The organism is Actinomadura nitritigenes (genome assembly GCF_017573545.1).
Lineage (GTDB): Bacteria > Actinomycetota > Actinomycetes > Streptosporangiales > Streptosporangiaceae > Spirillospora > Spirillospora nitritigenes.
Map to the genome: position 1 here is coordinate 1 of NZ_JAGEOK010000049.1, position 26,453 is coordinate 26,453.

The 26,453-nt window shown below is 73.4% G+C and carries 27 protein-coding genes; 14 read left to right on the forward strand and 13 right to left on the reverse strand.

Annotated elements, in window-relative coordinates; all coding sequences use genetic code 11:
* Positions 1-150 precede the first annotated feature (150 nt).
* Both J4557_RS44450 and J4557_RS44455 read left to right on the forward strand, forming a co-directional pair.
* Positions 151-1,077 (forward strand): M56 family metallopeptidase, encoded by a 927-nt coding sequence (locus J4557_RS44450; RefSeq protein WP_208273178.1) that lies wholly within the window; start codon positions 151-153, stop codon positions 1,075-1,077.
* A gap of 145 nt (positions 1,078-1,222) precedes the next feature.
* Entirely contained in the window at positions 1,223-2,266 is a 1,044-nt protein-coding gene (locus J4557_RS44455) for an NlpC/P60 family protein (protein ID WP_208273180.1), read from the forward strand.
* 119 nt (positions 2,267-2,385) lie between these two features.
* On the opposite strand, the gene J4557_RS44460 is transcribed toward J4557_RS44455, so the two are convergent.
* Entirely contained in the window at positions 2,386-2,715 is a 330-nt protein-coding gene (locus J4557_RS44460; protein ID WP_208273182.1) for a putative quinol monooxygenase, read from the reverse strand.
* Positions 2,716-2,778: 63 nt separating this feature from the next.
* On the opposite strand from J4557_RS44460, the gene J4557_RS44465 reads away from it, so the two are divergent.
* On the forward strand, positions 2,779-3,138 hold the full coding sequence (locus J4557_RS44465; RefSeq protein ID WP_208273183.1) for a MerR family transcriptional regulator: 360 nt from the start codon (positions 2,779-2,781) through the stop codon (positions 3,136-3,138).
* 98 nt (positions 3,139-3,236) lie between these two features.
* Here the strand turns inward: J4557_RS44465 and J4557_RS44470 are convergent, their stop codons facing one another.
* Together J4557_RS44470 and J4557_RS44475 are read right to left on the reverse strand one after the other, a co-directional pair.
* Complete coding sequence (locus J4557_RS44470; protein WP_243777349.1) at positions 3,237-3,932, reverse strand: carbon-nitrogen hydrolase family protein; 696 nt, start codon at positions 3,930-3,932, stop codon at positions 3,237-3,239.
* A gap of 110 nt (positions 3,933-4,042) precedes the next feature.
* Positions 4,043-4,996, reverse strand: coding sequence for a helix-turn-helix domain-containing protein (locus tag J4557_RS44475; RefSeq protein WP_208273185.1), 954 nt, complete (start codon positions 4,994-4,996; stop codon positions 4,043-4,045).
* Between the two features lie 70 nt (positions 4,997-5,066).
* Here J4557_RS44475 and J4557_RS44480 point away from each other — a divergent pair, with 70 nt between their 5' ends.
* From J4557_RS44480 to J4557_RS44490, 3 genes are all read left to right on the forward strand, one after another.
* Positions 5,067-5,906, forward strand: coding sequence for an alpha/beta fold hydrolase (locus J4557_RS44480; RefSeq protein WP_243777350.1), 840 nt, complete (start codon positions 5,067-5,069; stop codon positions 5,904-5,906).
* Between the two features lie 144 nt (positions 5,907-6,050).
* A complete protein-coding gene (locus tag J4557_RS44485; protein ID WP_208273186.1) occupies positions 6,051-6,677 on the forward strand; it encodes an FMN-dependent NADH-azoreductase in 627 nt (208 codons plus the stop codon).
* A 94-nt stretch (positions 6,678-6,771) separates the two neighbouring features.
* A complete protein-coding gene (locus tag J4557_RS44490; protein WP_307800565.1) occupies positions 6,772-7,257 on the forward strand; it encodes a flavin reductase family protein in 486 nt (161 codons plus the stop codon).
* Between the two features lie 9 nt (positions 7,258-7,266).
* Here the strand turns inward: J4557_RS44490 and J4557_RS44495 are convergent, their stop codons facing one another.
* The 7 genes from J4557_RS44495 to J4557_RS44525 all read right to left on the reverse strand — a co-directional run bounded on the left by J4557_RS44495 (position 7,267) and on the right by J4557_RS44525 (position 13,765).
* A complete protein-coding gene (locus J4557_RS44495) occupies positions 7,267-8,841 on the reverse strand; it encodes a SpoIIE family protein phosphatase (protein ID WP_208273187.1) in 1,575 nt (524 codons plus the stop codon).
* A complete protein-coding gene (locus tag J4557_RS44500; RefSeq protein ID WP_208273193.1) occupies positions 8,831-10,564 on the reverse strand; it encodes an ATP-binding protein in 1,734 nt (577 codons plus the stop codon). The genes J4557_RS44495 and J4557_RS44500 overlap by 11 nt, the downstream gene beginning before the upstream one ends.
* A gap of 4 nt (positions 10,565-10,568) precedes the next feature.
* Positions 10,569-11,618 (reverse strand): ATP-binding protein, encoded by a 1,050-nt coding sequence (locus J4557_RS44505; RefSeq protein ID WP_307800566.1) that lies wholly within the window; start codon positions 11,616-11,618, stop codon positions 10,569-10,571.
* Positions 11,606-12,013 carry an ATP-binding protein gene (locus J4557_RS44510; RefSeq protein WP_208273195.1) on the reverse strand — a complete coding sequence of 136 codons (408 nt, stop codon included), beginning with the start codon at positions 12,011-12,013 and terminating at the stop codon, positions 11,606-11,608. The genes J4557_RS44505 and J4557_RS44510 overlap by 13 nt, the downstream gene beginning before the upstream one ends.
* On the reverse strand, positions 12,010-12,396 hold the full coding sequence (locus J4557_RS44515) for an STAS domain-containing protein (protein WP_208273197.1): 387 nt from the start codon (positions 12,394-12,396) through the stop codon (positions 12,010-12,012). Before J4557_RS44515 ends, J4557_RS44510 begins: the two co-directional genes overlap by 4 nt.
* A complete protein-coding gene (locus J4557_RS44520; protein WP_307800567.1) occupies positions 12,396-13,214 on the reverse strand; it encodes an STAS domain-containing protein in 819 nt (272 codons plus the stop codon). Before J4557_RS44520 ends, J4557_RS44515 begins: the two co-directional genes overlap by 1 nt.
* Before the next feature lie 191 nt (positions 13,215-13,405).
* Positions 13,406-13,765, reverse strand: a complete 360-nt coding sequence (locus tag J4557_RS44525) for an STAS domain-containing protein (protein ID WP_208273201.1) — start codon at positions 13,763-13,765, stop codon at positions 13,406-13,408.
* A gap of 358 nt (positions 13,766-14,123) precedes the next feature.
* Between J4557_RS44525 and J4557_RS44530 the strand changes: the two genes are divergently transcribed.
* From J4557_RS44530 to J4557_RS44550, 5 genes are all read left to right on the forward strand, one after another.
* The gene (locus tag J4557_RS44530; RefSeq protein WP_208273203.1) at positions 14,124-18,311 is read left to right on the forward strand and encodes a SpoIIE family protein phosphatase; all 4,188 of its coding nucleotides are present in this window, start codon (positions 14,124-14,126) and stop codon (positions 18,309-18,311) included.
* Complete coding sequence (locus tag J4557_RS44535) at positions 18,308-18,625, forward strand: STAS domain-containing protein (RefSeq protein WP_208273205.1); 318 nt, start codon at positions 18,308-18,310, stop codon at positions 18,623-18,625. Before J4557_RS44530 ends, J4557_RS44535 begins: the two co-directional genes overlap by 4 nt.
* Before the next feature lie 59 nt (positions 18,626-18,684).
* Complete coding sequence (locus J4557_RS44540) at positions 18,685-19,215, forward strand: hypothetical protein (RefSeq protein WP_208273207.1); 531 nt, start codon at positions 18,685-18,687, stop codon at positions 19,213-19,215.
* A gap of 161 nt (positions 19,216-19,376) precedes the next feature.
* On the forward strand, positions 19,377-20,378 hold the full coding sequence (locus J4557_RS44545) for an AraC-like ligand-binding domain-containing protein (protein ID WP_208273209.1): 1,002 nt from the start codon (positions 19,377-19,379) through the stop codon (positions 20,376-20,378).
* 70 nt (positions 20,379-20,448) lie between these two features.
* A complete protein-coding gene (locus J4557_RS44550) occupies positions 20,449-20,841 on the forward strand; it encodes a VOC family protein (protein ID WP_208273211.1) in 393 nt (130 codons plus the stop codon).
* 27 nt (positions 20,842-20,868) lie between these two features.
* On the opposite strand, the gene J4557_RS44555 is transcribed toward J4557_RS44550, so the two are convergent.
* Positions 20,869-21,354, reverse strand: a complete 486-nt coding sequence (locus J4557_RS44555; RefSeq protein ID WP_208273213.1) for a MarR family winged helix-turn-helix transcriptional regulator — start codon at positions 21,352-21,354, stop codon at positions 20,869-20,871.
* A 263-nt stretch (positions 21,355-21,617) separates the two neighbouring features.
* Here J4557_RS44555 and J4557_RS44560 point away from each other — a divergent pair, with 263 nt between their 5' ends.
* Together J4557_RS44560 and J4557_RS44565 are read left to right on the forward strand one after the other, a co-directional pair.
* Entirely contained in the window at positions 21,618-23,069 is a 1,452-nt protein-coding gene (locus J4557_RS44560; protein WP_208273215.1) for a phytoene desaturase family protein, read from the forward strand.
* Positions 23,066-24,190, forward strand: a complete 1,125-nt coding sequence (locus tag J4557_RS44565; protein ID WP_208273217.1) for a glycosyltransferase family 2 protein — start codon at positions 23,066-23,068, stop codon at positions 24,188-24,190. Before J4557_RS44560 ends, J4557_RS44565 begins: the two co-directional genes overlap by 4 nt.
* On the opposite strand, the gene J4557_RS44570 is transcribed toward J4557_RS44565, so the two are convergent.
* Entirely contained in the window at positions 24,141-24,752 is a 612-nt protein-coding gene (locus J4557_RS44570; protein WP_208273219.1) for a glycerol-3-phosphate acyltransferase, read from the reverse strand. The genes J4557_RS44565 and J4557_RS44570 overlap by 50 nt on opposite strands.
* On the opposite strand from J4557_RS44570, the gene J4557_RS44575 reads away from it, so the two are divergent.
* Positions 24,712-25,473: a spheroidene monooxygenase gene (locus J4557_RS44575; RefSeq protein WP_243777351.1), complete on the forward strand. Its 762-nt coding sequence runs from the start codon at positions 24,712-24,714 to the stop codon at positions 25,471-25,473. The two genes, J4557_RS44570 and J4557_RS44575, sit on opposite strands and share 41 nt — an antisense overlap.
* A 5-nt stretch (positions 25,474-25,478) precedes the next feature.
* Here J4557_RS44575 and J4557_RS44580 read toward each other — a convergent pair whose 3' ends face one another.
* Complete coding sequence (locus tag J4557_RS44580; protein ID WP_208273221.1) at positions 25,479-26,453, reverse strand: phosphate acyltransferase; 975 nt, start codon at positions 26,451-26,453, stop codon at positions 25,479-25,481.

Here is a 26,453-nt window from a genome sequence, read left to right on the forward strand (position 1 = left end):
TGATGCTCGATGTGCTCACCGATGCCCCGGACCATGGGGCGATCCTGGCGAGGTTCGCCGAGAGCGTCCCGCCCGAGGACGCCCGGCACCTGCTGGACGTCCTGCGCCGGCGGGCCTCCGGCGACAAGGCCTGACCGCATGCTTCCCTCGGTGCTCGCTCTGATCGCGTCGGCCGTCCTGCTGGGATTCCTCGCGGGGCCGGTGCTCGACCGGCTGCGCCGGCCGGCCGTCGGGCCGGCGGCCGCCATCGCCTGCTGGACGGCGGCCCTCGCAGGGACGGTCATCGCGAACACGGCCGTCGTCGTGGTCGCGCTCATCTCGCCGCCGGGGCCGGGACACGGTCTCCTGGAGTGGCTGCGCGACTGCCTGCCCCACCACGGATCCCTGGCCGTCATCTCGGCGGCGGCCGCGACCCTCGTGTTGATGACCGCCTGTTTCTCCCGGCTGGCGAGCGGCCTCCCGCGGCTCGGCCGTGCGGTGCGCCACCGCCGCCGGCATCGGGAGATGCTGCGCCTGGTCGCCCGGGAGCACGGCCGGCATGCCGACGTCCTGGTGCTCGATCACCCCGTCCCGGTGGCGTACTCCCTTCCCGCCCGTCAGCGGGCGATCGTGGTCAGCACCGGTGCGCAGGAAGCGCTCACCGACGAGGAGTTCGGCGCGGTCCTCGCCCATGAGCGCGCCCACCTGCGCCAGCGGCACCACGCGCTGCTGCTCATGCTGGACGTCGTCCATGCGCTCCTGCCGTGGCTGCCGACGGTCCGGCGCGCGAAGTCGAGGCTGCCGCTCCTGCTCGAGATGGCCGCCGACGACGCCGCCGCGAGCGCCTGCGGCAGGCGGACGCTGGTCGACGCGTTGTGCCGGCTCTCCGCCGTCCCCGGAGTGGCGGGCGCGCTGGGGGCGGCAGGGGAGTCGGGGCCGGCCGCGCTGGTCGAGCGGGTGCTGCGGCTGGAGACGGCCGCCCCCGTCCAGGCGCGCCGATCCGTACGCCTCGCCGCCTGCGCCTTCGCGGCGGCGGCCGTCGCCACGCCTCTCCTGGTGGGAGCCGTGGCGATCGCGGAGCTGTCCACGACCTGCTGAGGGGCATGTCGGGCTATCGAGTGAAATCTGGTACTCGGGTGGCGCATGAGCACGGTATCTCCTACGCTCCGTAGGAGGTCATGGTGAGGCGCCCCCGCCGGGGCGGCCGATGACCGCGCCGAGGCATCACCGGAGAGGACAGCGCATGCAGCGACGAGCTGCCGGTACCAGAACGTCAGCCCGCCGCCGGATCACCACGAGCACGGCGTGGACGGCCTCGGCCGTGCTCGCCTTCGGGCTCCTGACGCCGGTCCCCGCCGAGGCGAAGCCCAAGCCCACGCGCAAGGAGCTGACGGCGCAGCAGAAGAAGCTCGCCGACGAGGCCGAGAAGCTCAGCGAGCAGTACAACGGGCTGCGCGAGCGGCTGCGGCAGGCCCAGAAGGCCGCCGCGGTCGCCGAGACGAGTGCCGACCGGCAGAAGAAGACGCTGGCCGAGGTGCGCGACCGGATGGCGAAGCTCGCCGCCGACGCCTACAAGAACGGCCCGGTCGACCCCGCGATCAGCTTCGCCTCGGCGGGTGATCCGCAGGCCGTGCTGGACCGGTCGGCGGCGCTCAACTACTTCGCCAGCCAGGACAACACGCGCATCGTCCAGCTGCTGCAGACGATGCAGGGCGCCGAGCGCGCCCGCAAGGCCGCCGAAGCGCGCGCGAGCCAGGTCCGCCGGCTGACCGACGAGGCGAAGAAGAAGCGCCGGGAACTCCAGGTCAAGCTCAAGAAGGTCGAACGCCAGCTGGGGACCTACTCCAGCACCGGATCGCGGCCCGGCTCCATCCCCAGCGTGAACTCGGGAGGGGCCTCGGCCAAGGCGATGGGAGCGGTGCGGGCCGCACTGAGCCAGCTCGGGGTTCCCTACTCCTGGGGCGGCGGGACCGCGTCCGGTCCGAGCTACGGCACCGCCCAAGGCGCCAACATCAAGGGCTTCGACTGCTCCGGCCTCACCCTGTACGCCTACGCCCAGGTCGGCATCAGCCTCGGCCACTACACCGGGAGCCAGTACAGCGCCGGAACCCATGTGAGCCAGAGCCAGCTCAAGCCCGGTGACCTGGTCTTCTTCTACAGCGACCTGCACCACATGGGCATGTACATCGGCAACGGCAAGATGGTCCACGCCCCGCAGACCGGCGACGTCGTCAAGATCGCCCCGATCGCCGGCCGCCCGTTCGCAGGGGGAGTCCGCCTCGCCTGACCGCCTCGCCGCCCGAGCCCGCGTCCCCGTCACCTGCCCCCGGTGACGGGGGCCGCCAAGCCCCCAGCCCGGCCCGCTGCGGCGGGCCGGGGTCTCGCCGAGGCGCAACAGGACGCCGGTCAGGCCGCGCCGCCGGGGTAGGGGCTTCTCATCGCGCCGAAGTAGGCCTCGGGGGCCCCTTCCATGTGCTCGGGCGCTTCGCTCATGAAGGCGCGCAGCAGCGGCGTCGCGTTGTGCCGGTCGAGGTCCTCCTGCGAACGCCAGACCTCGTAGAGGAAGAACCGGCCGTCCTCCTGCTCGTGCAGGTGGTACTGGAGGCTGCCCTCGTGTCCCCGGGACGGCTCGACGAGATCCGACAGGAGTCTCCTGAGTTCGTCCGCGTGCCCCGGCTTGGGGGTCAGGAATCCGTAGAGCGAAACGGGCGCTGATGTGGCCGAAGTCGTCGTCATGCGATCAACGTAGGATGTGACATCCGTGTGAGGTTCAAGCCGCGCGACCATGAGGTGGGTCACATGAAGATCGGGGAGCTGTCCCGCCGGACGGGCGTGTCCGTCCGCCTCCTGCGCTACTACGAGGCCCAAGGGCTGCTCGCCTCTCAGCGCAGCCCGGGCGGCCACCGCCATTACGGGCCCGAGGCCCCCACGGCGGTGGCCCGCATCCGCGCCCTGCTCGCCGCCGGGCTCCCCACCCGGGTCATCCGGGAGATCATGCCCTGCTTCGCGGGCGACGGCACCGAGGTGCAGGCCTGCGTCCTCGACCACCTCAGAACCCAGATGGTCGAGCTGGACTCCCGCATAGCCGACCTCGCCCAGGCCCGCGCGGCCCTGGGCGACGTCCTCCAAGCCTCCACCCGATCTCTTACCAGCGCCTGAACCGTGGACCCGGCACCGCCCCGCGCCGCGTCCGCCGCGTCCGGCGCATGCGGTCGCACGCCGGGGTCCGGGGTGCCGTCGCGCTCCGCCGTGAGGGGTCAGCGGAGAGCCGCGCCCACCACGGCGTCGAGCTCTGCGCCGGCCTGGACGAGCACGTTCCCGTCCGGTGCCCAGACGCCGGAACCACCGGATGTCTCGCGGTACTCGCCGCTCGGCCCCGCAGCGGTGGACAGGACGACCCAGACGCCGTGCGTGGCGGCCCGGTCTCGCATGTGCTCGTCCCGGCGGGCCGCCTGTTCCGGTCCCGGCCCGTACAGGGTGCTGGCCACGTAAGCATCGATGGTCAACGCCGCGGTGTCGGCCGCGTGCTCCGGCACCGCCGCGTCCCGGCAGATGGCCAGGCCCAGCCGCCATCCGTCGATCTCCAGCACTTCCGGCTTCTCGCCGGGAGTGAAACGGCGGAACTCCTCACCGTGAAGGTGCATCTTCCGATACGCCACCGTCGTGCTCTCGCCCGTGACGGCGAGCGTTGCGATGTACTCGCGCCCATCGGCCTCCCGCACCGGAGCGCCCACCAGTGCGATCGCGTTGGTGCTGTCGCATGCGGCCCTGATCGGATCCAACCGCGCGTCGTCGGGGGCCACAGCGGGAGCCGCGAGGTCGTAACCGGTCAGCGACAGCTCCGGGAAGACCACCAGCCGCGCACCGGCACGCTGCACCACCCCGGCCTGGCGGCTGGCGTTGTGGACGACGTCCAGTTCGTCACAGGCGGGCTGGGCCACGGCGACCGTCAAAGATCCACGCACAAGGACATCATTCCCGATGGCCGGCAGGCGCCGTCCACGGATCGTCGAAAGGCGCCCGTCGCCGCTCGGCGGTCGGCGCCGTCCTGGCCCTGCGGCTGTCAGCGGGTTTCGCTGAAGGTACGCCGGTAGGAGCCGGGCGTGGTGCCGAGGTGCGCCCGGAAGTGGCGGCGCAGATTGACCGCCGAGGCGAGTCCGACCCGGGTGGCGATGGCCTCCACGGGAAGGTCGGTCTGCTCGAGCAGCACCCGTGCCGCGTCGAGGCGGCGGCCGAGCAGCCACTGTCCCGGGCTGGTGCCGAGCTGCTCGGTGAACTGCCGGGCGAGGGTCCGGCTCGACAGTCCGGCGCGTTCGGCCAGCCGGGCGACGGTCAGCCGGGTGCCGAGCCGGGAGGCGGCCCACTCCAGCAGGGGCGCCAGCGACGCGTCCGCCCTGGCCGGGACGGGTCGTGCGGCGTACTGGAGCTGGCTGCCCTCCCGGTGCGGCGGCAGCACCATGTTCCGGGCGATCTGGGCGGCGTACGCCGCGCCGTGGTCGGAACGCACGAGGTGCAGGCACAGGTCGATGCCCGCGCCGGTTCCCGCGCTGGTCGCCACGTCGCCGTGGTCGACGTAGAGCACGTCCGGGTCCACCTGCACCTGCGGGAAGGCGGCGGCGAGACGGGCGGTGTGGCGCCAGTGGGTGGTGGCGCGGCGGCCGTCGAGGAGTCCGGCCTGGGCGAGGACGAACGCACCCGTGCAGATGGCGACGATCCTCGCCCCGCGCCGGTGGGCGGTCCGCAGCGCCTCGGTCACGGCCGGCGGCGCCGGTTCGCCGGCCGGCTGCCAGCCAGGGACGATCACGGTGTCGGCCTCGGGCAGGGCCTCCAGTCCCGCGTCGACGAGCATGGCGTAACCGGTGGTCGTCCGCAGCGGGCCGGGGCGCTCGGCGCAGATCCGGAAGTCGTAGCGGGCCGGCACGTCCGGGGGGGCGTTGCCGAAGACCTCGGTGGCGCAGCCGAGTTCGAAGGGCGACTGGGGCGGATGGAGCAGGGCCACCACCCGATGACGGTCCATGGCACGAATCTACCCATGGATGTCTTTTTGGACTCTCGGTCGCGCGGCCGGCCCGAAGCACAGTGGTCCCATGAGCGAGACGACGGGAATGGACGTGCTGAGGACCGCGGTGCGGGTCGACGGCGAAGACGCCAGCTACCTGACCGCCGGGCGGGACGGCCCGGCGGTGCTGCTGCTGCACGGAACGTACTGGAGTCGGGTCTGGCTTCCGGTGGTGGGCCGGCTCGCGAAGGCGGGGCTGCGGCCCCTCGCCGTCGACCTCCCCGGGCTGGGGCGCTCGGGAGGCGAGCTCACCGCGGAGACCGCGACGGTTCCGGCCCTGGCGGAGTGGGTGGCGCGATTCGCCTCCGCGCTGGGGCTGTCCGGGCCGATCGCCGTGGCGGGCCATGACATCGGCGGCGCCGTCGCCCAGCACCTCCTCGTCCACGATCTGCTGGAGGTGCCCCGGCTGGCCCTGGTGAACTCGGTCCTCTACGACTCCTGGCCGGCGCCCCACGTGGCGAGGTTCCGGGACCCGGAGGTAGCCGCGGCGACCACCGGCGGAGAACTCCTCGCCGCTCGCCGGCGGGCCGTGGCGGCGGCGCTGGCCGGTGCCGCCACCGAGGAACTGATCGCCGACTATGCGGACCCGTGGACCGACCCGCGGGTCCGCCGCTCCTGGCTGGCGATGGCGGTGGCGGCCGACAGCCGCTACACCCTCGACCTCGTCCCCGCGCTGCGGCGGTCCACGACGCCCAAGTTGCTGATCTGGGGCGAGGACGACGGCTTCGAGAGGGTGGAGTACGCCGAGAGGTTCGCCGGTGAGATTCCGCGGACCGCGCTCGTTCGCATCCCGGGGGCGGACCACATTCCCACGGAGAACGCACCCGGCCGGATCGCCGACGCCCTCATCGACTTCTTCGCGCCCTGATGACCTGCGCCGAGCGGTACGGCCGGTAGCGGTCCCCCTCCGCGGCCGGTCGTCGAGCCGCCGCCTCTTGCTAAGTGGACCGTGGTCCGTTAATCTCCCGGAGAGAGATGCGGACTGCGGTCCGCTTACTGAAGGGATCAGGTCATGAGCCGTTTGCTGCACGTCTCCGCCTCGCCGCGCGGAACGTCCTCCGAGTCGCTGGCGCTCGCCACCGCCTTCCTCGACGCCTACCGGGAGAGCCACCCCGGCGACACCGTCGACCACCACGACCTCTGGGACGGCACACTCCCGGAGTTCGGCCCCGCCGGAGCCGGAGCCAAGATGACCGTCTTCGGAGGCGCCGACCCGTCCGGCGCCCAGGAACGCGCCTGGGAGGCCGCCCGCGCCGTCTTCGAGCGCTTCGACTCCTACGACCGCTACCTGTTCAGCGTCCCCATGTGGAACGCGGGCGTGCCGTACATCCTCAAGCAGTTCATCGATGTGGTCTCGCAGCCCGGCTGGGTCTTCGGCTTCGACGCCCAGCACGGTTACACCGGCCTCCTGCGGGACAAGAAGGCGGCCGTCGTCTACACGAGCGCCGTCTACGGCGACGGCCGGGGACCGGGCTTCGGCTCCGACTTCCAGAGCACGTTCTTCGAGGACTGGCTGCGCTGGGCCGGGATCACGGACATCGCCACCGTGCAGTTCCGTCCCAACCTCGCGACCGCCGACGCCGAGACGGGACGCCGCGAAGCCCACGCACGGGCCCGGGAGGAAGGCAAGCGTTTCTGACGATGACCGGGAAGCGTGAATCCGTGACCGCGACGCGGCGGTGGCGGAGCGTCGTCGACGGCGCTCTGCACGGTCCCGGACATAGGCTGGTGCGGTGGACGCCGATGAGTTCGTCGCCGGGTTCGACTACCCGATGTTCGTGGTGACCGCCGTCGATCCCGGCACGGGCGCGCGTGCGGGCTGCCTGGTCGGGTTCGCCACGCAGACCAGCATCGAGCCGTTCAGGTTCCTCGTCTGCCTTTCCCGTCGCAACCGCACGTACCGGGTGGCCCGGGCGGCGACGGTGCTGGCCGTGCACGTCCTCGACGAGGAGCAGCGGGAACTGGCGGCCCTGTTCGGAGAACGGACGGGCGACGAGGTCGACAAGTTCGCCCGCTGCTCGTGGCGGCCGGGGCCCGAAGACGTCCCCCTGCTCACCGACGCCCGCCGCCACCTCGTCGGCCGCGTTTTGGAGCGCACCGAACTCGGCGATCACATCGGCTTCCTGCTCGACCCCGTGGACGTGAGGGCCGGGGCGGGGACCGCGCCGCTCACCTTCCGCTCGCTGCCCGCCATGGAGCCCGGGCACGAGAGCGGGTGACCCGCCCGGTCAGAGGGCCCGGCGCAGGGCGATGAAGGCGACGTCGTCCTCGCGGGGACCGAACTCGGAGATCACCCGGTCGCTGAACTCCTCGAGGTCGTCGTCCACGTCGGCCGCGACGGAGGCGAGCCGTTCGAGGTTGTCGGACAGCGAGATGCCGCGGTCCTCGATGAGGCCGTCGGTGATGAGGACGACGGTGCCGCCCGGCGGCACCTCGACCTGCTCGCTCCCGACGCTCTCGACGGGGAATCCGAGCAGGATGCCGCCCCCCTTGCCGTACCGGGCCCCGTTCCCGTCGATGTAGAGCGGTGCCAGGTGCCCGGCGTTGGCCACATGCAGCGCGCCCGTGCGCGGATCGAGCGTCATCAGGCACATGGTGGCGGTCTCGTTGTCGTGGTACCGCTGCAGGACCCGGCTGAGGAGCCCGAGGATGGTGATGGCGTCGTGGCCTTCGTCGGCGAAGGCGCGCAGCGCATGGCGGATCTCGGCCATCACGGTGGCCGCGTGCAGCGAGTGCCCTTGGACGTCGCCGATGGCGACGAGCACATGGTCGCCCTGTTCCAGCACCTCGTAGAAGTCGCCGCCGACCTCGGCCTGGTCGCTGGCCGGCTCGTAGCGGACCGCGAACGTCCAGCCCGGGATGGCGGGACGGGTCTCGGGGAGCAGGCTGCGCTGCAGGGTCAGCGAGATGAGGTGCTCCTCGCTGTAGGAGCGCATCGCCTCCATCGCCAGGGCGAGCGTCTGCCCGAGCTGGCGGAGCAGGTTGGTGTCGTCCTCGTCCATCGCGTCCGGCGCCTGGATCGCGATGCAGATCGGCGGGCGGCCCGTCTTCACCAGCGACATCACCACCACGACGTCGCCTTCGGCGGCGGTGTCGGGAAGCGCGGCCCGCCAGTCGTCCGCGGGGATCCGCACGACCTCCGTTCCCGTGGCGTCCCGGAGGCCGGTGCGCCGTGCCAGCCAGTCGAACAGGCCAGAGGGGAAGTCCCGGTGCCAGGGGTCGCCGTCGAGGCACGCGGTTCGCCGGGGTCGCCGGTTCGGAGGCATGATGAACACCGCCGTGGGCGTTCCGAAGACCTCGAAGGCCCCGCACGCCGCCACCTCCGCGAGGCGGTCGAAGCTCTCCGCCGCGTTGATGGCCAGGGACGTGCGGGTGAACACGGCGAGCCGCTCGGCCGTCCGCTCGGCCTTCCGGCGCGCCCGGTAGTAGCGGAGCACGGCGTCGACGGTGGCGATGAACTCGCCGGGGTCGATCGGGTCGACCATGTAGGCGTCGGCCCCCTGCCGCAGGCCGTGGGTGCGGTCGGTGACGTCGACCGCCGAGGCCGAGATGTGGATGACGGGCAGCGAGGCGGTCTGCGGCGCCGCCTTGATCTGCTCGCAGACCTCGATCCCGCTCATGTCCGGCAGGCGCACGTCGAGGATCACCAGGTCCACCTGGTGCGCGGCGAGCTGCTCCCAGGCCTGCGCGGCCGTCGAGGCCTCCACCACGGTGTGCCCGGCGCGCCGCAGCCAGCTGCCGATGATGTAGCGCTTGGTGTCGATGTCGTCGACGACCAGAGTGGTGCAGTGTTCAGCGGTCATCGGCGTCCTCCCTGTCGCGGGACCTCCGCGTCCGCGCCCGCTGCACGGCGTCGGCCAGCATCTCGGGGCCGAGGCGATCCTTGCCGAGTTCCGCGTCGGCCCGTTCCGGACGGGCTCCCGGCACGGTCGCCGCGTCGACCGAGGTGAGCAGGACCACCGTGGTGGCGTCCGGCAGCGCGTCCAGCGGCGGGACGTCCCCGGTGCCGCAGAGGCGGGCGTCCAGCAGCACCAGGTCGGGGGGAGCGGAGGCGACCACGGCCGAGGCGGACCGGACGTCGGAGGCCTCGCTGACCCGTGCGGCCGCGTCCTGGACGAGGCCGCGCAGGATCCGGCGCGCGGCCTCCTCGCCGTCGACGATCAGGACGTGGCCGAGCGCCAGTTCCCGCAGGGGCCGGTGCGGGGGCAGCCGCAGGGTCACCGTGGTGCCCTGTCCCGGCGTGCTCTCCAGCCGCAGCTCGCCGCCGAGGAGCCGGGCGAGCCTCCGCGCGTACGGCAGCCCCAGCCCCGTCCCTCCCCGGCGGTTGCCCGGGACCTGGTAGAACTCCTCGAAGACCCGCTCCTGCTCCTGGGGGGCGATCCCGACGCCGGTGTCGGCCACGCTGAACTCCACGTGGGAGGGCGCGGTGCCGACGGTGAGGCGGACCTCGCCCTCGGGGGTGAAGGTCAGCGCGTTGGCGAGCAGGTTGCGCAGGATCCGGGTCAGCATCACCTCATCGGTGACCAGCACGGGCGGGGCGAGCCGGTCGTCCACGGTCAGCGTGAGCGCGGACTCCTCGGCCATCGGCGCCAGCAGCTCCCTCAACCGCGCGAGAAGGCTCGGGACGCCCACGGGGGCCGGATTCGGTTCGAGCTTCCCGCGCTCCGCCTTGGCCATGTCCAGCAGCTCGTTGACCAGGGCGACGAGGGTGTCGCTGGTGTCGGCGATCAGGGAGATCTGGTGCCGCTGCTCGCCGGTCAGCGGGTCGGCGGCCGGGTCCAGCAGGAGCCGGGCCAGGCCGATGATGCCGTTCACGGGGGTGCGCAGCTCGTGGCTGACGGTGGCCCAGAACCGGTTCTTGGCCTCTCCGGCCTCGCGGAGCTGGTCGGATTTCTCCTCCAGCTCGGCGTACAGCGCGACGACCCCCCGGTTGGTCTTCTCCAGCTCCTCCGACAGCTCGTTGTACAGCGCCATCACGCCGCGGTTGGTCTCTTCCAGCTCGGCGTTCAACGCGCGCAGCTCCTCGCGCTGCGACCGCACCTCCTCCAATGCCTGGACGAGCTCGGCGTTCTGCGTGCGCAGCTCGTCCAGGACGGAGACCGGCGCAAGGCGCTCCAACTGCGCGCGCAGGCCGGCCAGGGCGGACTCGGAGGCCGGCGCCGCGGACGCGGGCAGGTCCTTGCGGATCCTGACCAGCAGGTGGTCGTCGCCGTCGTCCACCGCCACCAGGTCCACCAGGCGGGCGGCGGCCGCGGTCCCCGGTGCGAAACTCTCCGCGCCGGGCCGTAGCCGGAGGCTCAGCTCGACGAGCAGGCCGGGACGCGTCCCCTGGTCGAGCAGGAAGGCGACCATCACCCGGCCGGCGTGCGCGAACAGGTCCCGGCCGACCTCGCTGAGCGCGGTGGCCACCCGGACCTGGTCCTGCGGGTCCAGCCCGACGGCGCCGGCCACCCGCCGGCCCGCCTGGCGGACGGCGAACACGCCCTCCTCGTCCGCGATCTCGATGCGCAGCAGATCGGCGATCACCGTGTCACCGGCCGTCCCGCGGGACCACCGCGACGACGCACCGGTCGTCGCGGCGGACCCCTGCGTCGCGCATCAGGGCCCCGGCGACCAGGAGCGGGTCGTGGCCGGACGGATCGGGCTGCAGAGCGGCGTCCCACCGGTCGGTGAGCCCGTCGGAGTGCAGCACCACGCCCGCCCCGGCGGGCAGGTCGTAGACGTGCTCGCGGAACGTCCTGGCCTGCGCCCCGGCGATGCCCGGCACGGAGATCATGCCGCGCCGGCGGCCGGAGCCGACGGTCCACGCGGCGACGTTGCCGAGCCCGGCGAAACGCACCTGCCGAGCCGCCGGGTCCACGGCCGCGACGGCGACCGCGCCGCCGCGCGTCGAGGAGAGGCGCTGGTGGACGTGCCGCAGGATCTCCGCCGGCCGCGCCGGCAGCGCCATCCTCCGCACCGCGTCGACCGCCTCCCGCGAGGCCCGCGCGGCCAGCGGCCCGTGCCCCAGGCCGTCGCAGAGCATGACGTAGACCACCCCGGCCTCGGTGCGGACGGCGTACGCGTCCCCGCACTCCTGCTCGCCGTCGATCGGCCTGGTCAGCCCGCAGAACGCCGGTTCGGGCACGGCGCCGCCGCCGGGCTGGTGGAAACGGGCGAACAGGACCGTGCCGTGGCCCGGCACCGAATGCAGTCCGCTGCGGTCGGCGAGCCGGTCGATCGCTCCGAGCCCGATGCCCAGCGTGCCGCTGGTGGAGTAGCCGTCCACCCGTGAACCGGGCACGTCGGCCATGCCCGGGCCCCGGTCCATGCTGAGCAGTTCCAGCTCGGCGAACGTCCCGTGCCGGGCGATCCGCGCCATCATCTCGCCCTCGCGGGCGTGCTTGATCAGGTTGGTGGCCATCTCGGTGGCGGCCAGCTGGACCTGGCCGAGGCGCTCACCGGTGAACCCGAGCCGTTCGGCGAGCACGGTCGCGCGCCGCCGCGCGCCCGCCGCGGCGCTCCGCTCCTCGACCCGCATCCACAACGCGTCGCCCGCCGGGGCGCCGCCCTCGGGGCCCGCGCCGGTCAACGCGCCCACTTGACCACCGTGACGGTGGTGCCCCGACCGGCCTCGGTGTCCAGTTCGAACTCGTCGGCGAGCTTGCGCGCGCCCGACAGGCCCAGCCCGAGCCCGCTCCCGCTCGTCCAGCCGTCGGTGAGGGCCAGGTCCACATCGGCGATGCCCGGCCCCTCGTCGCGGAACGTGATGCGGATGCCGGCCCGCCCGCCGGTGTTGGTGACCTGCTCGATGCTCACCGCACCGCCCCCGCCGTAGACGAGGGTGTTGCGGGCCAGCTCGCTCGCCGCGGTGACGATCTTCGTCTGGTCGACCAGGGACATGCCCGCCGCGGACGCCGCGACGCGCACCAGTTGCCGCACCCGCACCACGTCGTCGTTGGAGCGCAGCGGCGCCTCCTCGCCGGAGGCCGTCACCGCCCGTCCAGGGCGTCGGCGCCGATGGACGGCAGCGGCGCGCCCAGCACCCGCATGCCCTGCTCCAGGTCCAGGGCGGTGCGGATGCCGCCCAGGGACAGGCCCAGCTCGACCAGCGTGATCGCCACGGCCGGGCGCATGCCGACCACCACCGTCTCGGCGTCCATCAGCCGCGACATCGCGGCGATGGTGGCGAACATCCGGCCGATGAAGGAGTCCACGATGTCCACCGCGGTGATGTCGATGATCACTCCGCGCGCCCTCGTCGCGACGATGCGCTCGGCGAGGTCCTCCTGCAGTGCGAGCACCGTCTGGTCCTGCAGGTCCACCTGGATGGACACCAGCAGGACCTCACCGATCTTGAGAATCGGCACCCGCTCCATCAGGTGCTCTCCCCGCCGACGACGCGGATGCCCTTGCGGTCCAGCGCGTACTCCAGCGCGTCGGCGAGCGTGGCCTTGGTGACGATGTCGCCGAACTCGATGCCCAGCGCCACGATCGTCTGCGCGATCTGCGGGCGGATGCCCGACACGACGCAATGGGTGCCCATGAGCCGCGCCGCCATCACCGTCTTCAGCAGGTGCTGCGCGACCTCGGTGTCCACCGCGGGAACCCCGGTGATGTCGATGACGGCGTACTGCGACCCGGTGTCGACCAGCATCTGCAGCAGCGTCTCCATCACCACCTGGGTGCGGGCGGAGTCCAGGGTCCCGACCAGGGGGACGCCGAGGATGCCGTCCCACAGCTTCACCACCGGCGTGGCCAGCTCCAGCAGCTGCTCGGCCTGGTCGGCGATCACCTGCTCGCGCGTGGCGGCGTAGGTCTCGAAGGTCTGCAGCCCGAGATCGTCGATGAACGAGGAGAACCTGATGAACTCGCCGTAGGCCGCGGTGTCGCCGGCGGCCTCGACGCGCTCGTGCACGGCCTGCTTGAGGGAGAAGACGCTGATCGCGGTCTCCGTCGGGCTGAAGCCCTGCCGGGCCCGGTTGCGCGACATCTCGGCCAGGGCCGCCTGCAGCTCGCCGCCGGCCGACCCGTCCCGATCGGCGACGGCCGCCTCGACGAGCCCGTAGAGCTCGGTCAGCTCCGTGCGCAGCTCGCGCTCGGTGATTCGGCCCCGGACACCCTCCGTGGTCACCTGGACCCACCGCTCGAGCACGCCCTCCCGCTCCGACCGCAGCAGTCCTGCCACGTGATCCACCGAACCATCCTTCACCAGGCGCGCTCCCATCACTGCATCAACTGGTCCAACACTGGACGAGCTGAACAGTACCCGCCGGTACGAATATTTGCCATCGGGCAAGTATGTGTCCGGTGTCGCATAAGTCCGGGCACCCCGGAGCGTCACTCAGCGTGTCCGGGTGCGCGCGTTCGCCGGCCGCGTCGGCCGGATCAGTGCCGGCGCAGCGCCTCGACGGCCTCGTCCGGATCGGGATAGAACGAGAACGCCTGATCGAGGCCGAGGATCCGGAACATCTGGAGGAGGTCGGAGTTCAGTCCGGCGAACAGGATCCGGCTCTCGGCCGCCTGGGCGCGGCGATAGCCGGCGACGAGCACGGTGACGCCCGTGGAGTCGCAATAGGCCAGTCCCGACAGGTCGAGGACGACGCCGCCGCCCGCCGCGAACGTCACCGACTCCAGTGCCTCGCGCAGGCGGGGAGAGGTGTGGAAGTCGAGGTCCCCCGCGACGCGCAGAACGGGGTGCTCCGACCCCTCGGGGGAGAGGGTGACGGTGAGGCCTTGCTTGGTCACCGAGGGGACTCCTCTACGGCTGGTGCTGGGCGTGCGGTCACGGAGAAGGCCGACGGTGCGCTGGCGTCACAGAACTCGGGACCTGTTCCGTGAGCAGTTTAGGGATGTTCGCCGGCGGACCGTCCACCCCGTACAGTCCGGATGGGGCAGGGGAGAGCACGAGCGGGTTCCGCCGCCCTCGCGCATCGCGATCCGGATCGACCTCCTGATTAGTTCGATAAACGAGACCGCTTTACCCTATTTTTGGGGGACTTATTGCTAGAACTGCGACCTTGATGGACGGCGCGCGACGCACGGAGCGCCGCGCCTCGGGCAAGCCGGCGAGCCGCAGAGGTTCGCCTGAGCGGGAGAGGGCGCGGTGAAGCATTCCGGGGGCGCCGGACGTGAGGAGTCCGGGCGCGATGCGTCCTCGGCCGCCGGCGCCGGCGTGTTCTCGGCGGACGGCGAGATCGGCCGGGATCTCGCCGCGGTCGACTGGACGGCGACGCCGCTCGGACCGCCGGACGGCTGGCCGCAGAGCCTGCGGACGGCGATCGACATCCTGCTGTCGTCCCGGTTCTCGATGTGGATGGCCTGGGGGCCGGAGCTCACCTTCTTCTGCAACTCCGCCTATCGGCGCGACACGCTCGGACGCAAGTACCCGTGGGCGCTGGGCCGTCCGGCCGGAGAGGTGTGGGCCGAGATCTGGAACGACATCGGCCCCCGCATCGACAAGGTGCTCCGCACGGGAGGGGCCACCTGGGACGAGGCGCTGCTGCTCTTCCTGGAGCGGTCGGGATACCCGGAGGAGACGTACCACACCTTCTCCTACAGCCCCCTGCGCGACGACACGGGGCGAGTGGTCGGGATGCTGTGCGTGGTGAACGAGGAGACCGAGCGCGTCATCGGTGAGCGCCGGATGACGACGCTGCGGAACCTGGGGTCCGACCCCAGCGTGATCCGCACCGAGGAGGAGACGCTGGCCTTCGCGCACCGGCAACTCGGCCTCAACCGCAAGGACCTCCCCTTCACGCTGACCTACCTGCTCGGCGACGGGACCGCACGGCTCGCAGGGTCGGCGGGCGTCGACGCGGGGCATCCGGCGGCCCCCGCCGGGATCCCGGTGGACGAGCGGGACGCGGTCTGGCCCGCCGCGGTGCTGGCACAGGGAGAACCGGTGCTGATCCGGCTCGACGACCCCGGTCTCGGAGTGCTGCCGTCCGGCGACTGGACCCGGCCGCCCAGCCAGGCACTGGCGGTCCCGCTGCTGCGGCAAGGGGGCGCGCCCTACGGGTTCCTGGTGGCCGCGCTGAACCCGTACCGGCCGCTGGACGAGGCGTACCGCGGCTTCGTGGAGCTGGCGGCGGGGCACGTCGCGGCGGGGATCGCCGGCGCCCGAAGCTACCAGGCGCAGCGGCGGCGCGCCGAGGAGCTGGCCGAACTCGATCACGCGAAGACCACGTTCTTCTCCAACATCAGCCATGAGTTCCGAACCCCGCTGACCCTGATCATGGGCCCCGTGCAGGAGCTTCGCGCCCGGCTGGAAGGCGCCGATGAGCGGGTGCGCCAGGAACTGGACGCCGTCCACCGCAACGGGCTCCGCCTGGGCAGGCTCGTCAACACCCTGCTGGACTTCTCCCGCATCGAGGCCGGCCGGATGCAGGCGCGCTACGAGCCGGTCGACCTGCCCGCGGTGACCACCGAGCTGGCCGGCGTCTTCCGCTCCGCCGTCGACCGGGCCGGCCTGGACTTCGCCGTCGAGTGCGACCCGCTCCCCGAACCGGTCTACGTCGACCGCGACATGTGGGAGAAGGTGATCCTGAACCTGCTCAGCAACGCCCTGAAATTCACCTTCGACGGGTCGATCCGGGTCGGCGTGCGCGCGGCCGGCGGGAGCGCCGAGGTGACGGTGGCCGACACCGGCGTCGGCGTCCCCGCGGAGGAGATGCCGCGCCTGTTCGAACGGTTCCACCGTGCCGAGAACGCCCGCTCCCGCTCCAACGAGGGCAGCGGGATCGGCCTGGCGCTCGTCAAGGAGCTCGTCGGCCTGCACGGCGGCACCATCACCGCCGCCAGCGGCGAGGGCGAGGGCACCGCCTTCACCATCCGGCTGCCCTTCGGAACCGCCCACCTGCCCGCCGACGCCGTCGCACCGCCCGGCCGTCCGGCGGTGGCGTCGATGAGCGCCGACCCGTACGTCCAGGAGGTGCTGCGGTGGCTTCCCGCCGAGCAGGGCGGCGACGGGGACGGCGCCCCGGCCGGCATGGCGGAGACCGATCCGGGCCCGGCCTCAGCCGCCGCGCCCGCGACGCCGACGCGGGTGCTCGTCGCCGACGACAACGCCGACATGCGGGAGTACCTCGCCCGGCTGCTGCGCGGCGCGGGCTACCAGGTCAGCGCGGTCGCCGACGGCCGCGCCGCCCTGGAGGCGGCCCGCGAGGGGGCCTTCGACATGGTGGTCAGCGATGTGATGATGCCCCGCCTCGACGGGCTGGGGCTCGTCGCGGCGCTGCGCGGCGACCAGCGCACCGCGGCGGTGCCGGTCCTGCTGCTGTCGGCCCGGGCCGGGCAGGAGGCGTCGATCGACGGGTTGCGGGCGGGCGCCGACGACTACCTGGTCAAGCCGTTCGCCGCCGCCGAACTGCTGGCCCGGGTGCGGGCCAGCGTGGAGCTGGCGCGGCTGCGCAACCACCACGTCCGCTGGCGCACGGCCCTGGTGGACTCGCTGCAGGAGGCGTTCTTCGTCTGCGACGACGACGGCGCCGTCATCGAGATCAACAGGGCGTTCACCGACCTCCTCGGCTACGACTCCGCAGGGCTGCCCTATCCGCCGCTGCAACCGTGGTGGCCGGACGAGAGCACCGATGCCGAGGCGCACCGGCTCGTCGCGGACGCCTTCGCCGACCTGCTCGAGGGGGAGCGGGGCGGCTGCACCGTCCCGGTCACCCATCGCGACGGGCACCGGGTCTGGGTCAGCGCCGCCTTCACCTACGTCCGCGACCCCGAGACCGGGCGGCGCGTCATCGTGGGCACCTTCCGGGACGTCACGGCCGACCACTACGCCATCCAGCGCGAGAGCGCCCAGGTGGCCCTCGGCATGCGCCTCGCCGGGGCCGTGAGCCTGCCCGACGCCCTGGCCGGCGCGCTGGAGGAGCTGCGGGACCTGTGGCGCGCCGACCGGGCGCTGGCCGTCCTCGTCACCGGCGGCGCCCCCGAGCTGACGTCCACCGACGCGGAGCTGACCTGGGAGGCGCTGCCCGAGGAGCGCCGCGCCGAGCTGCTCGGCCTGCGCGAGCACCCGACGCTCACGCCCGTCGCCGAGCACCCCACCGCGATCACGCTCGAACATCCCCGCGGCACCCTCGTCCTCTGGCTGGAGCTGACCGAAGGGCGCCCCTTCACCGACCAGGACCGGCTGCTGCTGACCCTCCTGGCGGCGCACCTCGCCCAGGGACTGTCGCGCGCCCACCAGATCGACCAGCAGCGTGAGACCGCCCTCGCCCTGCAGCGCGCGATCCTCGGCCCCTCCGAACTGCCCGACGGTTTCGCCGTCCGCTACGAGCCCGCCGCGCGGCCGCTCGAAGTGGGCGGCGACTGGTACGACACCTTCACCCTTCCCGACGGCCGCATCGGCATCATCGTGGGCGACTGCGTCGGCCGGGGGCTGGAGGCGGCCACCGTCATGGGCCAGCTGCGCAGCGCGTGCCGTGCCCTGCTGCTGCAGGACGCCAGCCCAGCGCGGACCCTCACGGCCCTCGACCGGTTCGCGGGAGACGTCCCCGGCGCCCACTGCTCCACCGTCTTCTGCGGCGTCCTGGATCCCGCGACCGGCGACCTCACCTACTCCAGCGCGGGGCACCCGCCCGGCATCCTCGCGCTGCCCGACGGGACGACCCGGCTGCTGGACGGCGGCAGGTCCGTCCCGATCGCCGTCTCCCTGGGAGGCGCCCGATCCGACGCCGAGACGACCATTCCCGCACGGGCCACCGTCCTGCTGTACACCGACGGGCTCGTGGAACGGCGCCGCAGGTCACTGACCGAGGGCATCGAACGGGCGGGCCGTGCCGTCCAGGACTTCCGCGAACACGGGATCGACGATCTCGCCGCCCGGATCATGGTGAGCCTCGCCCCGCCGGACGGTTACGACGACGACGTCGCGCTGATGCTGTACCGGCATCCGGCCCCGCTGGACGTCACCTTCCCCGCCGAGTCCTCGCAGCTCGCGCCCGTCCGGGACGCGCTGCGCGGCTGGCTCGCCCAGTGCCGGGTACCGCGCCGCACCGCCCAGGGCTTCCTGGTCGCCGCCGGCGAGGCCTGCGCCAACGCCGTCGAGCACGGCCGCCCCGGCGGCGGCGACGTGCCCACGATCCGGCTGCGGGCCGAGGCCTTCGCCGGCCAGCTCCGCCTCACCGTCACCGACACCGGCCGCTGGAAGCCGCCCCGCCCGGGGACCGGCCGCGACCGCGGACGCGGCACCACCCTCATGCGCGCGCTGACGCACCAGCTCACGATCACGCCCGGGCCCAGCGGCACCACCGTCCAGATGCACACCCGGATTGGCTCATGACCACACCTCTCACGCTCACGACCGTCCATCGGCCGGACGGGACATCGCTCGTGACGGCCTCCGGCGAGATCGACATGAGCAACAGCGACGCCCTCGCCGCCGCCCTGGACGCGGCGCGCCGCGACGGAGTCCGCCTCGTCCTGGACATCACCGCCGTCGAGTACCTCGACAGCGCCGGGCTGAGCGTCCTGTTCGCCCATGCCGGACTCCTCGAGCTGATCGCCCCGCCGCTCCTGGAGCCCGTGCTGACCCTCTCCGGCCTGCGAGAACTGGCCACCGTGCGCTTCGCGCCGGCTGGCGCGGACGGCTCCTGAGACACTGGCGACCCGGGGGCGTGCGTGCCCGACGCTCCGTCAGCGGAGGCTCCGACCCTATGGACAGGCTCCACACCGCACAGGTGGTCCGATCCCTGGCGGCCTCCTGGGATGACCGGTTCCTGGACGAGGACGACTGGCCGAAGATCGCGAGGAGCCTGCTGGCCTGCGGCTGTGACTGGCCGGCCGTCGCCGACCTCGCCGCAGCGGGCGCCACCTCGGGAACGGCCGTCCCCGACGCCGTCGAGCGGCTCGCCGCGCAGGCCGGCCGGGAGATAGGAGACCTGCCGGTACCGGCCTTCTGGGACACCGTCTGCGGCCTGGTCGCCCGAGCCTGGCGGTTGGGGGTGGTCGACGAAGTCGACGCGATGTACCGAATGGACGGCCTGTGGTGGATGATCCGCCGTCTTGACAGGTCCGACAGCCAGGGACTGCAGATGATCTGGCAGGGCATGGGCATCAAGGAGATGCACGACCATTGCGACATCAGCGGGCTGGCGACCGCCCTGCTCATCGAGGCCGACCGGCTCATCCCGGCCGATTCCGTGAATGGCCCGCTCTGCTTGGCCGTACTGGACGCCCTCATCTGAGCGGACCGCCGTCGAAGCCGTTGACGTGCCGGGGTCACCGGCGTCCTGGGCGAGGGAGTGCCAGGCCGCCCGGCGCGGCGTCCGGATCGGCGGTCGCGGCATCCGGTTCACCCGGGTGTCGTTGGGCCGCCTTACGATGGCGATTCTCCTGGGAGGTGGGATTGGCGGTCCTGATTCGTGCCGGTGACGTCCCCGCCGCGCGGCGGGCCGACACCTGGCTGAGCATCGTGTGCGAGACGCTCGGGCCGCTGGACGTGCGGATGGACCGGGACCGTCCGTTGCGGGGACAGATCGAGGCGGTGCGGCTCGGGCCGCTCGGCGTCGGCCGGATCGAGACCTCGACGCCGCACAGCGTGCACCGCACGCCGGGGCTGATCCGGCGGGACGATCCCGAGCACTACCGGGTCGTGCTGGCCGTCTCGGGCACGGTCCTGCTCGGCCAGGACGGCCGGACGGCGCGGCTCCGCGGCGGGGACCTGGCGATCTATGACTTCTCCCGTCCCTACGAGCTGGTCTACGACTCGGCCGTCCAGCTGGCGGTCTTCAGCTTCGCCCGGGCGATGCTCACCGTGCCCGCGGACGCGGTGCGCCGGCTCGCCGCCGTCCCGATCGCGGCGGAGGGCGGCACCGCGGCGCTCGCCGCGCCGCTGCTGCGCAGGGTGGCGGAGGACGCCGGGACCTACGACCCGGCGAGCGCCGCCCGGCTGCCCGCCGTCGTGATGGATCTGCTCGACATGACCATCGCCGAACGGACGTCGCAGGTCGCGGCGCTGGTACCGGAGACCCGCGAGCGGGTGCTGCTGCGGCGCGTCCACGCCTTCGTCGAACGGCACCTCGGTGACACCGGGCTCGGCCCCGGCATGATCGCGGCCGCGCACCACGTCTCGCTGCGCCATCTGCACCGGCTGTTCGAGTCGCAGGACACCACCGTCGCGGCGTGGATCCGCCATCGGCGGCTGGAACGCTGCCGCCGCGATCTGACCGACCCGGCCATGGCCGCAGAGTCCGTCAGCGGCATCGCGGCGCGCTGGGGGCTGCCGGACCCGGCGCACTTCAGCCGGCTGTTCCGGCGAGCGTACGGGGCGTCCCCGGCGGAGTACCGCCGCGCCTCTCTGGAGCCGGGCGCGCGAGCACTGCACGGATCGTCAACCGCCCGGCACTGATCTGCAAGCCCGCGGATTTCCTGATCGGGAGACTTGGCGCGACCGGAAACCCGAAGGAAGGAAATCGCCGATGTCCACGACGCTGTTCGTGAACCTCCCCGTGAAGGACCTCGACCGCTCCAAGAAGTTCTTCACCGCCCTCGGCTTCGACTTCTACGGCATGACCGCCGACATGGCATCCGTGATCATCAGTGAGCGCACCCAGGTCATGCTGCTGGCGGAGCCCACGTTCGCCGGCTACGCGCAGCACGAGGTCGCCGACACCGCCAAGAGCACCGAGATGATCCTCGTGCTCGGCCTGAACGCGCCGGAGGAGGTGGACGAGCTGGCCGCCAAGGCGCTCGCCGCCGGGGGCTCGGCCGTCGGCGAGCCCCTGACCGAGGGCGGCCGGTACCAGCGCGGCTTCGCGGACCCCGACGGTCACCAGTGGTCCGCGCTCTGCCTGGTCGCCCCGGAGAGCTGAGCCGGCGCGACGCGTCGACCGCGGTCCTCAGCGGTTCCGCCGGCCAGGTGCGCCGGAAGGGGGCGCCTTCTCGTTGACGGCCTGCGCGGAGGCGCGGAACTTCTCCAGCAGGCGGGCCAGTTCCGTGACCTCCTCATCGGTCCAGTCCGCGACGAAGGACGCGAAACGGGCCTCGCCCTGCCGGGTGAGCCGGTCGACCGTCTCGCGCCCGGCATCGGTGAGGGTCAGGATGGACGCGCGCCGGTCGGCGGGGTCGGGGGCCGCGGCGATGTACCCGGCCCGGGTCAGCGTCCGCAGCTGGTGGGTGACAGCCGAGCGGTGCACCTCGAGCCGGTCGGCCACCTGCGAAGGCCGGACGCCCCCGGGAGGATCGTCCCGCTGGGCCGCGCCGATGACCTGCAGGACGGCGAGCGCCGCGGCGTCGGGGATCGCCCTGCGCGCGCGCCGCATGTGCTCCAGGACCGCGAACAGGGCCCCGGTCAGGCGCGTGACTCCCGCCTCGCATGGTGGCATGCCCGCACGCTATCGATGGTTGATTGACTGAACCAACTATTTGGTACGGGCGCGCTGGTGGTGTCTCCGCTCGTCATGGGAATGATCGAGGTGATCGCCGGGCGGACGGGACGGCCGTGTCCGGGACCCGCCGCGATCTACGGGGGGATGAGCGTGGGGGAGACACCGGTGTTACCGGCGGCGCGCGAGCCGGCGGACCGGGAGGCGGCGGCCTCCGGCGGGGCGGCGACGGGGGCGTCCGCCGTCCGGGCGGGGAGGCGTCGATGGCCGAGGTGATCGTCGTCGGCGGCGGTGTCGGCGGTATGACCGCCGCGCTGCTGCTGGCGCGGGGCGGCCACCGGGTCAGGGTGTACGAGCGGCTGGACCGGCTCGGCGGCAAGCTCGCCGAGCGCGAGCGGGACGGATTCGTCTTCTCGCTGGGGCCGTCGCTGCTGACCCTCCCGGAGATCTTCCGCGAGCTGGGCGTCGCACGGGAGCTGCTGGAGCTGGACGAGCTGTGCCGCTACCGCTTCGCCGACGGGTCCGAACTGCGCGCCTACCGCGACCCGGACCGGATGGCTGCGCAGGTCGAACGGCTGGCTCCCGGAGAGGGGGAGGCGTGGCGCGCCTTCTACCGGTGGGCGGCGGGCTGCCTGGAGGCGTCGCGGCGGACGTTCTTCGCCGGGCCGCTCGGCCGCAGGCCCGAGCAGGCGCGGATCGGCGACCTCCTCTCGGTCGCGCCGGGCCGGACGCTGGACGGGCTGGCCCGCCGGTTCTTCCGCGACCCGAGGCTGCGGCAGTACGTCGGCCGGTACGCGACGTACGCCGGGTCGAGCCCGTACCGGGCGCCGGCCGCGCTCGGCTGCGTTCCGGCGATCGAGCACGGGGACGGCGGCTGGTACGTGCCGGGCGGCCTGGCCCGGCTCGCCGACGACCTGACCCGCCTGCTGATCGGGGCGGGCGTCGACGTCCGGACCGGCAGCGAGGTCGTGGAGGTGGCCGCCGACCGGTCGTCGGTGACGGGCGTGGTGCTGGCGTCGGGGGAGCGGGCGAGCGCGGACGCGGTGGTGGTGAACGCCGACGCCGCGGCGCTGTACGGCCGGTTGCTGCCGGATCGGCGCAGGTCGCGCCGGATCGTCCGGCTGGGCCCGTCCTCGTCGGCGTTCCTGGTGCTCGCCGGCGTGGAGGGGCGCACCGAGGGGCTGCCGCACCACTCCGTCGTCTTCTCGGCCGACTACCGGCGGGAGTTCGGCGACATCTTCGAGCGCGGGACGCCGCCCGAGGACCCGACGATCTACATGGGCTGCTCGGCGGTGGACGACCCGTCCCAGGCGCCGGCCGGGACGGAGAACCTGGTGCTGCTGGTCAACGTCCCCGCTGGCGATCCGGGCCGTTGGCCGATGAGCCCGGACGCCTACCGCGACCTGGTCCTGGAACGGCTGGCGCTCCGCGGGCACGACCTGTCGGGGAGGCTGCGGTTCGTGGAGACGTTCACCCCCGCCGACCTGCGCGACCGGTACGGCGCGTGGGGCGGGGCGATCTACGGGACCCCCTACCGGGGCGTGCTCGCGCCGTTCCGCAGGCCGGGCAACCGGGGGCCGCGGCGCGGACTGTACCTGGTGGGAGGGTCGGCGCATCCGGGCGGCGGGCTGCCGCTGGTGGCGATGGGCGGCCGGATCGTCGCCTCGCTCATCGAGCAGGACCTCCCGGCGCGGAAGGACGTGCGGGTGGGATGAGGACGCTGACACCGCTCCAGGCGCCGGCCGCCGCGGTGGTGGCCGCCCGGCTGGCGCGCGGCCGGAAACGCCCCGCGCCCTTCGTGCCCGGGAAGTCCGGCCCGCCTCCGGAGCCGGTCTCCGTGGTGATCCCGGCGCGCGACGAGGAGTTCCGGCTCGAGGACTGCGTACGGCCCCTGCTCGCCGATCCCGACGTGTCCGAGGTGATCGTCGTGGACGACGAGTCGCGGGACGGCACGGCGCGGCTCGCGGCGCGGCTGGGCGCCGAGGTCGTGTCCGGGGCACCGCTGCCGGACGGCTGGGTCGGCAAGCAGTGGGCGCTGGACCAGGGCGTGCGCGCCGCCGCGGGGCCGATCGTGGTCCTGCTGGACGCCGACACGCGCCCGAAGCCGGGCCTGTGCGCGGAGCTGGCGGCGCTGCTCGACACCTTCGACCTGGTGTCGGCCGGGCCGAGGTTCGTCTGCGGCGGCGTGGCCGAGCAGGCGTTGCACGCCTCGTTCCTGGCCGGCCTGGTCTACCGGCTCGGCCCCATCGGCCCGGCCGCGGCATCGCCCGACCGGCTCCTGCTCAACGGCCAGTGCATGGCCTTCCGCAGGGCCCCGATGCTGCGGGCCGACGGGTTCGCCCGGGTCCGCGGCCACCTCACCGACGATGTCGCCCTCGGCCGGCTGCTCGCGCGGGACGGCTGGCGGGTCGCCTTCCGGGACGCCGGCGCCCTGCTGGAAGTCGACATGCACGAGTCGGCGGCCGATGTGTGGCGCGAGTGGGGACGATCCATCTCCCTGCGGGACGTGACGGGGAGCGGCGCGCTGGCAGCGGATCTCGCGGTCGTCTGGTTGACGCTCGCCCTGCCGGTGATGCGGCTGGCGAAGGGGCGCCCGACGGCGCTGGACCTCGGCCTGCTCGCCCAGCGGTTCCTCCTGACGGCGGCGCTGCGCGGCAGCTACGTGCGGCCGGGCCCGGGCCTGGCGATCTCGCCGTTCCTCGACGTCCTGACCGCGGTGCGGCTGACGTGGTCGGCGCTGCGGCCGTCGCGCACCTGGCGGGGGCGGACCTACGACGGTCCGGCGGTCACGCGCGGCGCCCGGCCACGGCGGCCTGACCGAAGCGCAGCCCGATGAGGCACATCAGCGCCCCGGTGCCCGCGACGTGCTCGGCGGGCGCGAAGAGGAGCTGCAGCGCCGGCAGGGAGAAGACCGCGGCGCGCGTGCCCCAGGCGAACGAGCGCGACGCCAGGCCCACCCCGGCCAGCAACGCGGCGCCGAGCGTGAACGCGGGCGGGCAGATCACCGCGAAGCCGCCCGCGAAGGTGAGGATCGAGCGGCCGCCCCGCCGCCCCGCGAACGCCGGCCAGGCATGCCCGGCCATCGCGGCGGCCACCGCCGCGTACGCGGGCAGGACGCTCGGGCCGGCGACCGTCCCGAGCGCCCCGGTCACGCCCCCGCCCACGGCGAGCCCGACGAGGCCCGCGGCCATGCCCTTGAGCATGTCGCCGGCGAACACGGGCACGGCGGCCTTCCAGCCGAGCTGCTCCATCATGTTCCAGAAGCCGGGGTTGCGGTCGCCGACGTCGCGCGGGTCGAAGCCGTGGGCGCGCCCGACGAGCACCGCGACCGGCACCGAGCCGAGCAGGTAGCCGCCGATGGACGCGCCGAGCACGGGAGCCGCCGATACCAGGGTCATCGCCTCGTTCCACCTCATCAGGTACGCGGGTGTGGACGCCATGCGGCACATGGCGTTCGACCGGCCGCTGCTGCGCCGCACCGCCGGGCTGTCGTTCTGGCGGCTGCTGGGCACCGGCCGCGGCCGGTCCATGAGCCTGGGCGCGGACCTGCGCCGCTGGGCGCTGTTCGCGGTGTGGGAGGGGGAGCCCGCGTTGGAGGAGTTCCTCGCGCGCTCGCCGGTGGCCGCACGGTGGGGGGACGAGGCCGAGGAGTCCTGGCATGTGCGGCTCGCGCCGCTCGGTTCCCGCGGCCGGTGGGGCGGGCGCGATCCCTTCGCGGCCGGCCCCTCCGCGGCGTCCGTCAGGAGGGCCGGACCCGCCAGGACGGCCGGGGACGGGCCGGTGGCCGTGCTGACCAGGGCGTCGATCCGCCCCAGCCGGCTGGTGGCGTTCTACCGGTCGGTTCCGGACGTGGACCGGGAACTGCGCCGGGAGGACGGTTGCCTCGCCTCGATCGGGGTGGGGGAGTGGCCGCTGGCCCGGCAGGCGACCTTCTCGCTGTGGGACGACGAGACCGCCGTCACGCGGTTCGCCTACCGCGCGGGCGCGCACCGCACCGTCATCGGACGCGTGCGCGGCGAAGGCTGGTACGCCGAGGAGATGTTCGCCCGTTTCACCCCCTACGCGAGCCGGGGCACCTGGGACGGGCATGACCCGCTGCGCGCTCGCCGTGCGGAGTGAGCGCCTCACGCGACCGGCCCCACGGAAGCACGGCCGTCCACGGGCACGGGCGCGCCCTCCGCGGCCAGCTCGGACGCGACCACGCAGGCCCGGGCCAAGGCGGTGGATCGCGAAGAGCCGTGGCCCACGACGACCGTGCCGGCCAGCCCCAGCAGGGCGGCACCACCGTGCGTGTCCGCGGTGTAGAGGCGTGCGACCTCCGCCAGCCGGGCGGGCGGGGCGATGCCGGCTTCGGCGACCATCTCCAGGGTCGTCCGGACGCAGCCCTCGATGTTCTTCAGCACGACGTTGCCGGTGAAGCCGTCCGTCACGACCACGTCGACCGCTCCGCCGAGCACATCGTGCCCTTCCACGTTGCCGTGGAAGCGGAGGGGCAGGCCCGGCAGCAGCGCGGCGGCCTCCCGGACGAGCCGGTTGCCCTTCCCCGGCTCGGCGCCGATGGACAGCAGCCCCACCGACGGGTCGGGCACGCCGAGGACATTGCGCGCGTACGAGGCGCCCAGCAGCGCGAACTGCGCGAGCATCCGCGGAGTCGGGTCGGCGGTCCCGCCGGCGTCGAGCAGCACGGTGGAACCGGTCGGCGTCGGCAGCGCCACGGCCAGCGCCGGGCGCAGCACGCCCTCCCGCCGTCCGAACGTGCGGACCGCGCACGTCACCACGGCTCCGGTGGACCCGGCCGAGACGAACGGGGCACCCCGCCGGTGTGCGAGCGCGCACCCGACCGCGAGGCTCGAATCCCGCCGGGCGGCGGCGTTCGCGCCGCGCTCGGCCATCGGCACGACCTCGTCGGCGTGCTGGACCTCCACCTCGCCGACGCCGCCGTGCCTCCGCAGTTCGCGGTGCAGGTCATCCGCCCGCCCGACCAGGACGACCGGGACGCCGTGCTCGCGGCGCGCCGCCAGGGCCCCCGGCACCGTCTCGGCCGGTCCGTGGTCGCCGCTCATCGCGTCGAGCACCACCGGACGCGCCGCCCCGCCCAT

What these genes read in the sequence shown, in the direction of transcription:
- J4557_RS44455 (WP_208273180.1), top strand. Translation starts at nt 1,223, where the DNA reads ATGCAGCGACGAGCTGCCGGTACCAGAACGTCAGCCCGCCGCCGGATC.
- J4557_RS44460 (WP_208273182.1), bottom strand. Translation starts at nt 2,715, where the DNA reads ATGACGACGACTTCGGCCACATCAGCGCCCGTTTCGCTCTACGGATTC.
- J4557_RS44465 (WP_208273183.1), top strand. Translation starts at nt 2,779, where the DNA reads ATGAAGATCGGGGAGCTGTCCCGCCGGACGGGCGTGTCCGTCCGCCTC.
- J4557_RS44475 (WP_208273185.1), bottom strand. Translation starts at nt 4,996, where the DNA reads ATGGACCGTCATCGGGTGGTGGCCCTGCTCCATCCGCCCCAGTCGCCC.
- J4557_RS44480 (WP_243777350.1), top strand. Translation starts at nt 5,067, where the DNA reads ATGAGCGAGACGACGGGAATGGACGTGCTGAGGACCGCGGTGCGGGTC.
- J4557_RS44485 (WP_208273186.1), top strand. Translation starts at nt 6,051, where the DNA reads ATGAGCCGTTTGCTGCACGTCTCCGCCTCGCCGCGCGGAACGTCCTCC.
- J4557_RS44495 (WP_208273187.1), bottom strand. Translation starts at nt 8,841, where the DNA reads ATGACCGCTGAACACTGCACCACTCTGGTCGTCGACGACATCGACACC.
- J4557_RS44515 (WP_208273197.1), bottom strand. Translation starts at nt 12,396, where the DNA reads ATGGAGCGGGTGCCGATTCTCAAGATCGGTGAGGTCCTGCTGGTGTCC.
- J4557_RS44535 (WP_208273205.1), top strand. Translation starts at nt 18,308, where the DNA reads ATGACCACACCTCTCACGCTCACGACCGTCCATCGGCCGGACGGGACA.
- J4557_RS44540 (WP_208273207.1), top strand. Translation starts at nt 18,685, where the DNA reads ATGGACAGGCTCCACACCGCACAGGTGGTCCGATCCCTGGCGGCCTCC.
- J4557_RS44550 (WP_208273211.1), top strand. Translation starts at nt 20,449, where the DNA reads ATGTCCACGACGCTGTTCGTGAACCTCCCCGTGAAGGACCTCGACCGC.
- J4557_RS44555 (WP_208273213.1), bottom strand. Translation starts at nt 21,354, where the DNA reads ATGCCACCATGCGAGGCGGGAGTCACGCGCCTGACCGGGGCCCTGTTC.
- J4557_RS44560 (WP_208273215.1), top strand. Translation starts at nt 21,618, where the DNA reads ATGGCCGAGGTGATCGTCGTCGGCGGCGGTGTCGGCGGTATGACCGCC.
- J4557_RS44565 (WP_208273217.1), top strand. Translation starts at nt 23,066, where the DNA reads ATGAGGACGCTGACACCGCTCCAGGCGCCGGCCGCCGCGGTGGTGGCC.
- J4557_RS44575 (WP_243777351.1), top strand. Translation starts at nt 24,712, where the DNA reads ATGGACGCGCCGAGCACGGGAGCCGCCGATACCAGGGTCATCGCCTCG.
- J4557_RS44570 (WP_208273219.1), bottom strand. Translation starts at nt 24,752, where the DNA reads ATGACCCTGGTATCGGCGGCTCCCGTGCTCGGCGCGTCCATCGGCGGC.
- J4557_RS44580 (WP_208273221.1), bottom strand. Translation starts at nt 26,453, where the DNA reads ATGGGCGGGGCGGCGCGTCCGGTGGTGCTCGACGCGATGAGCGGCGAC.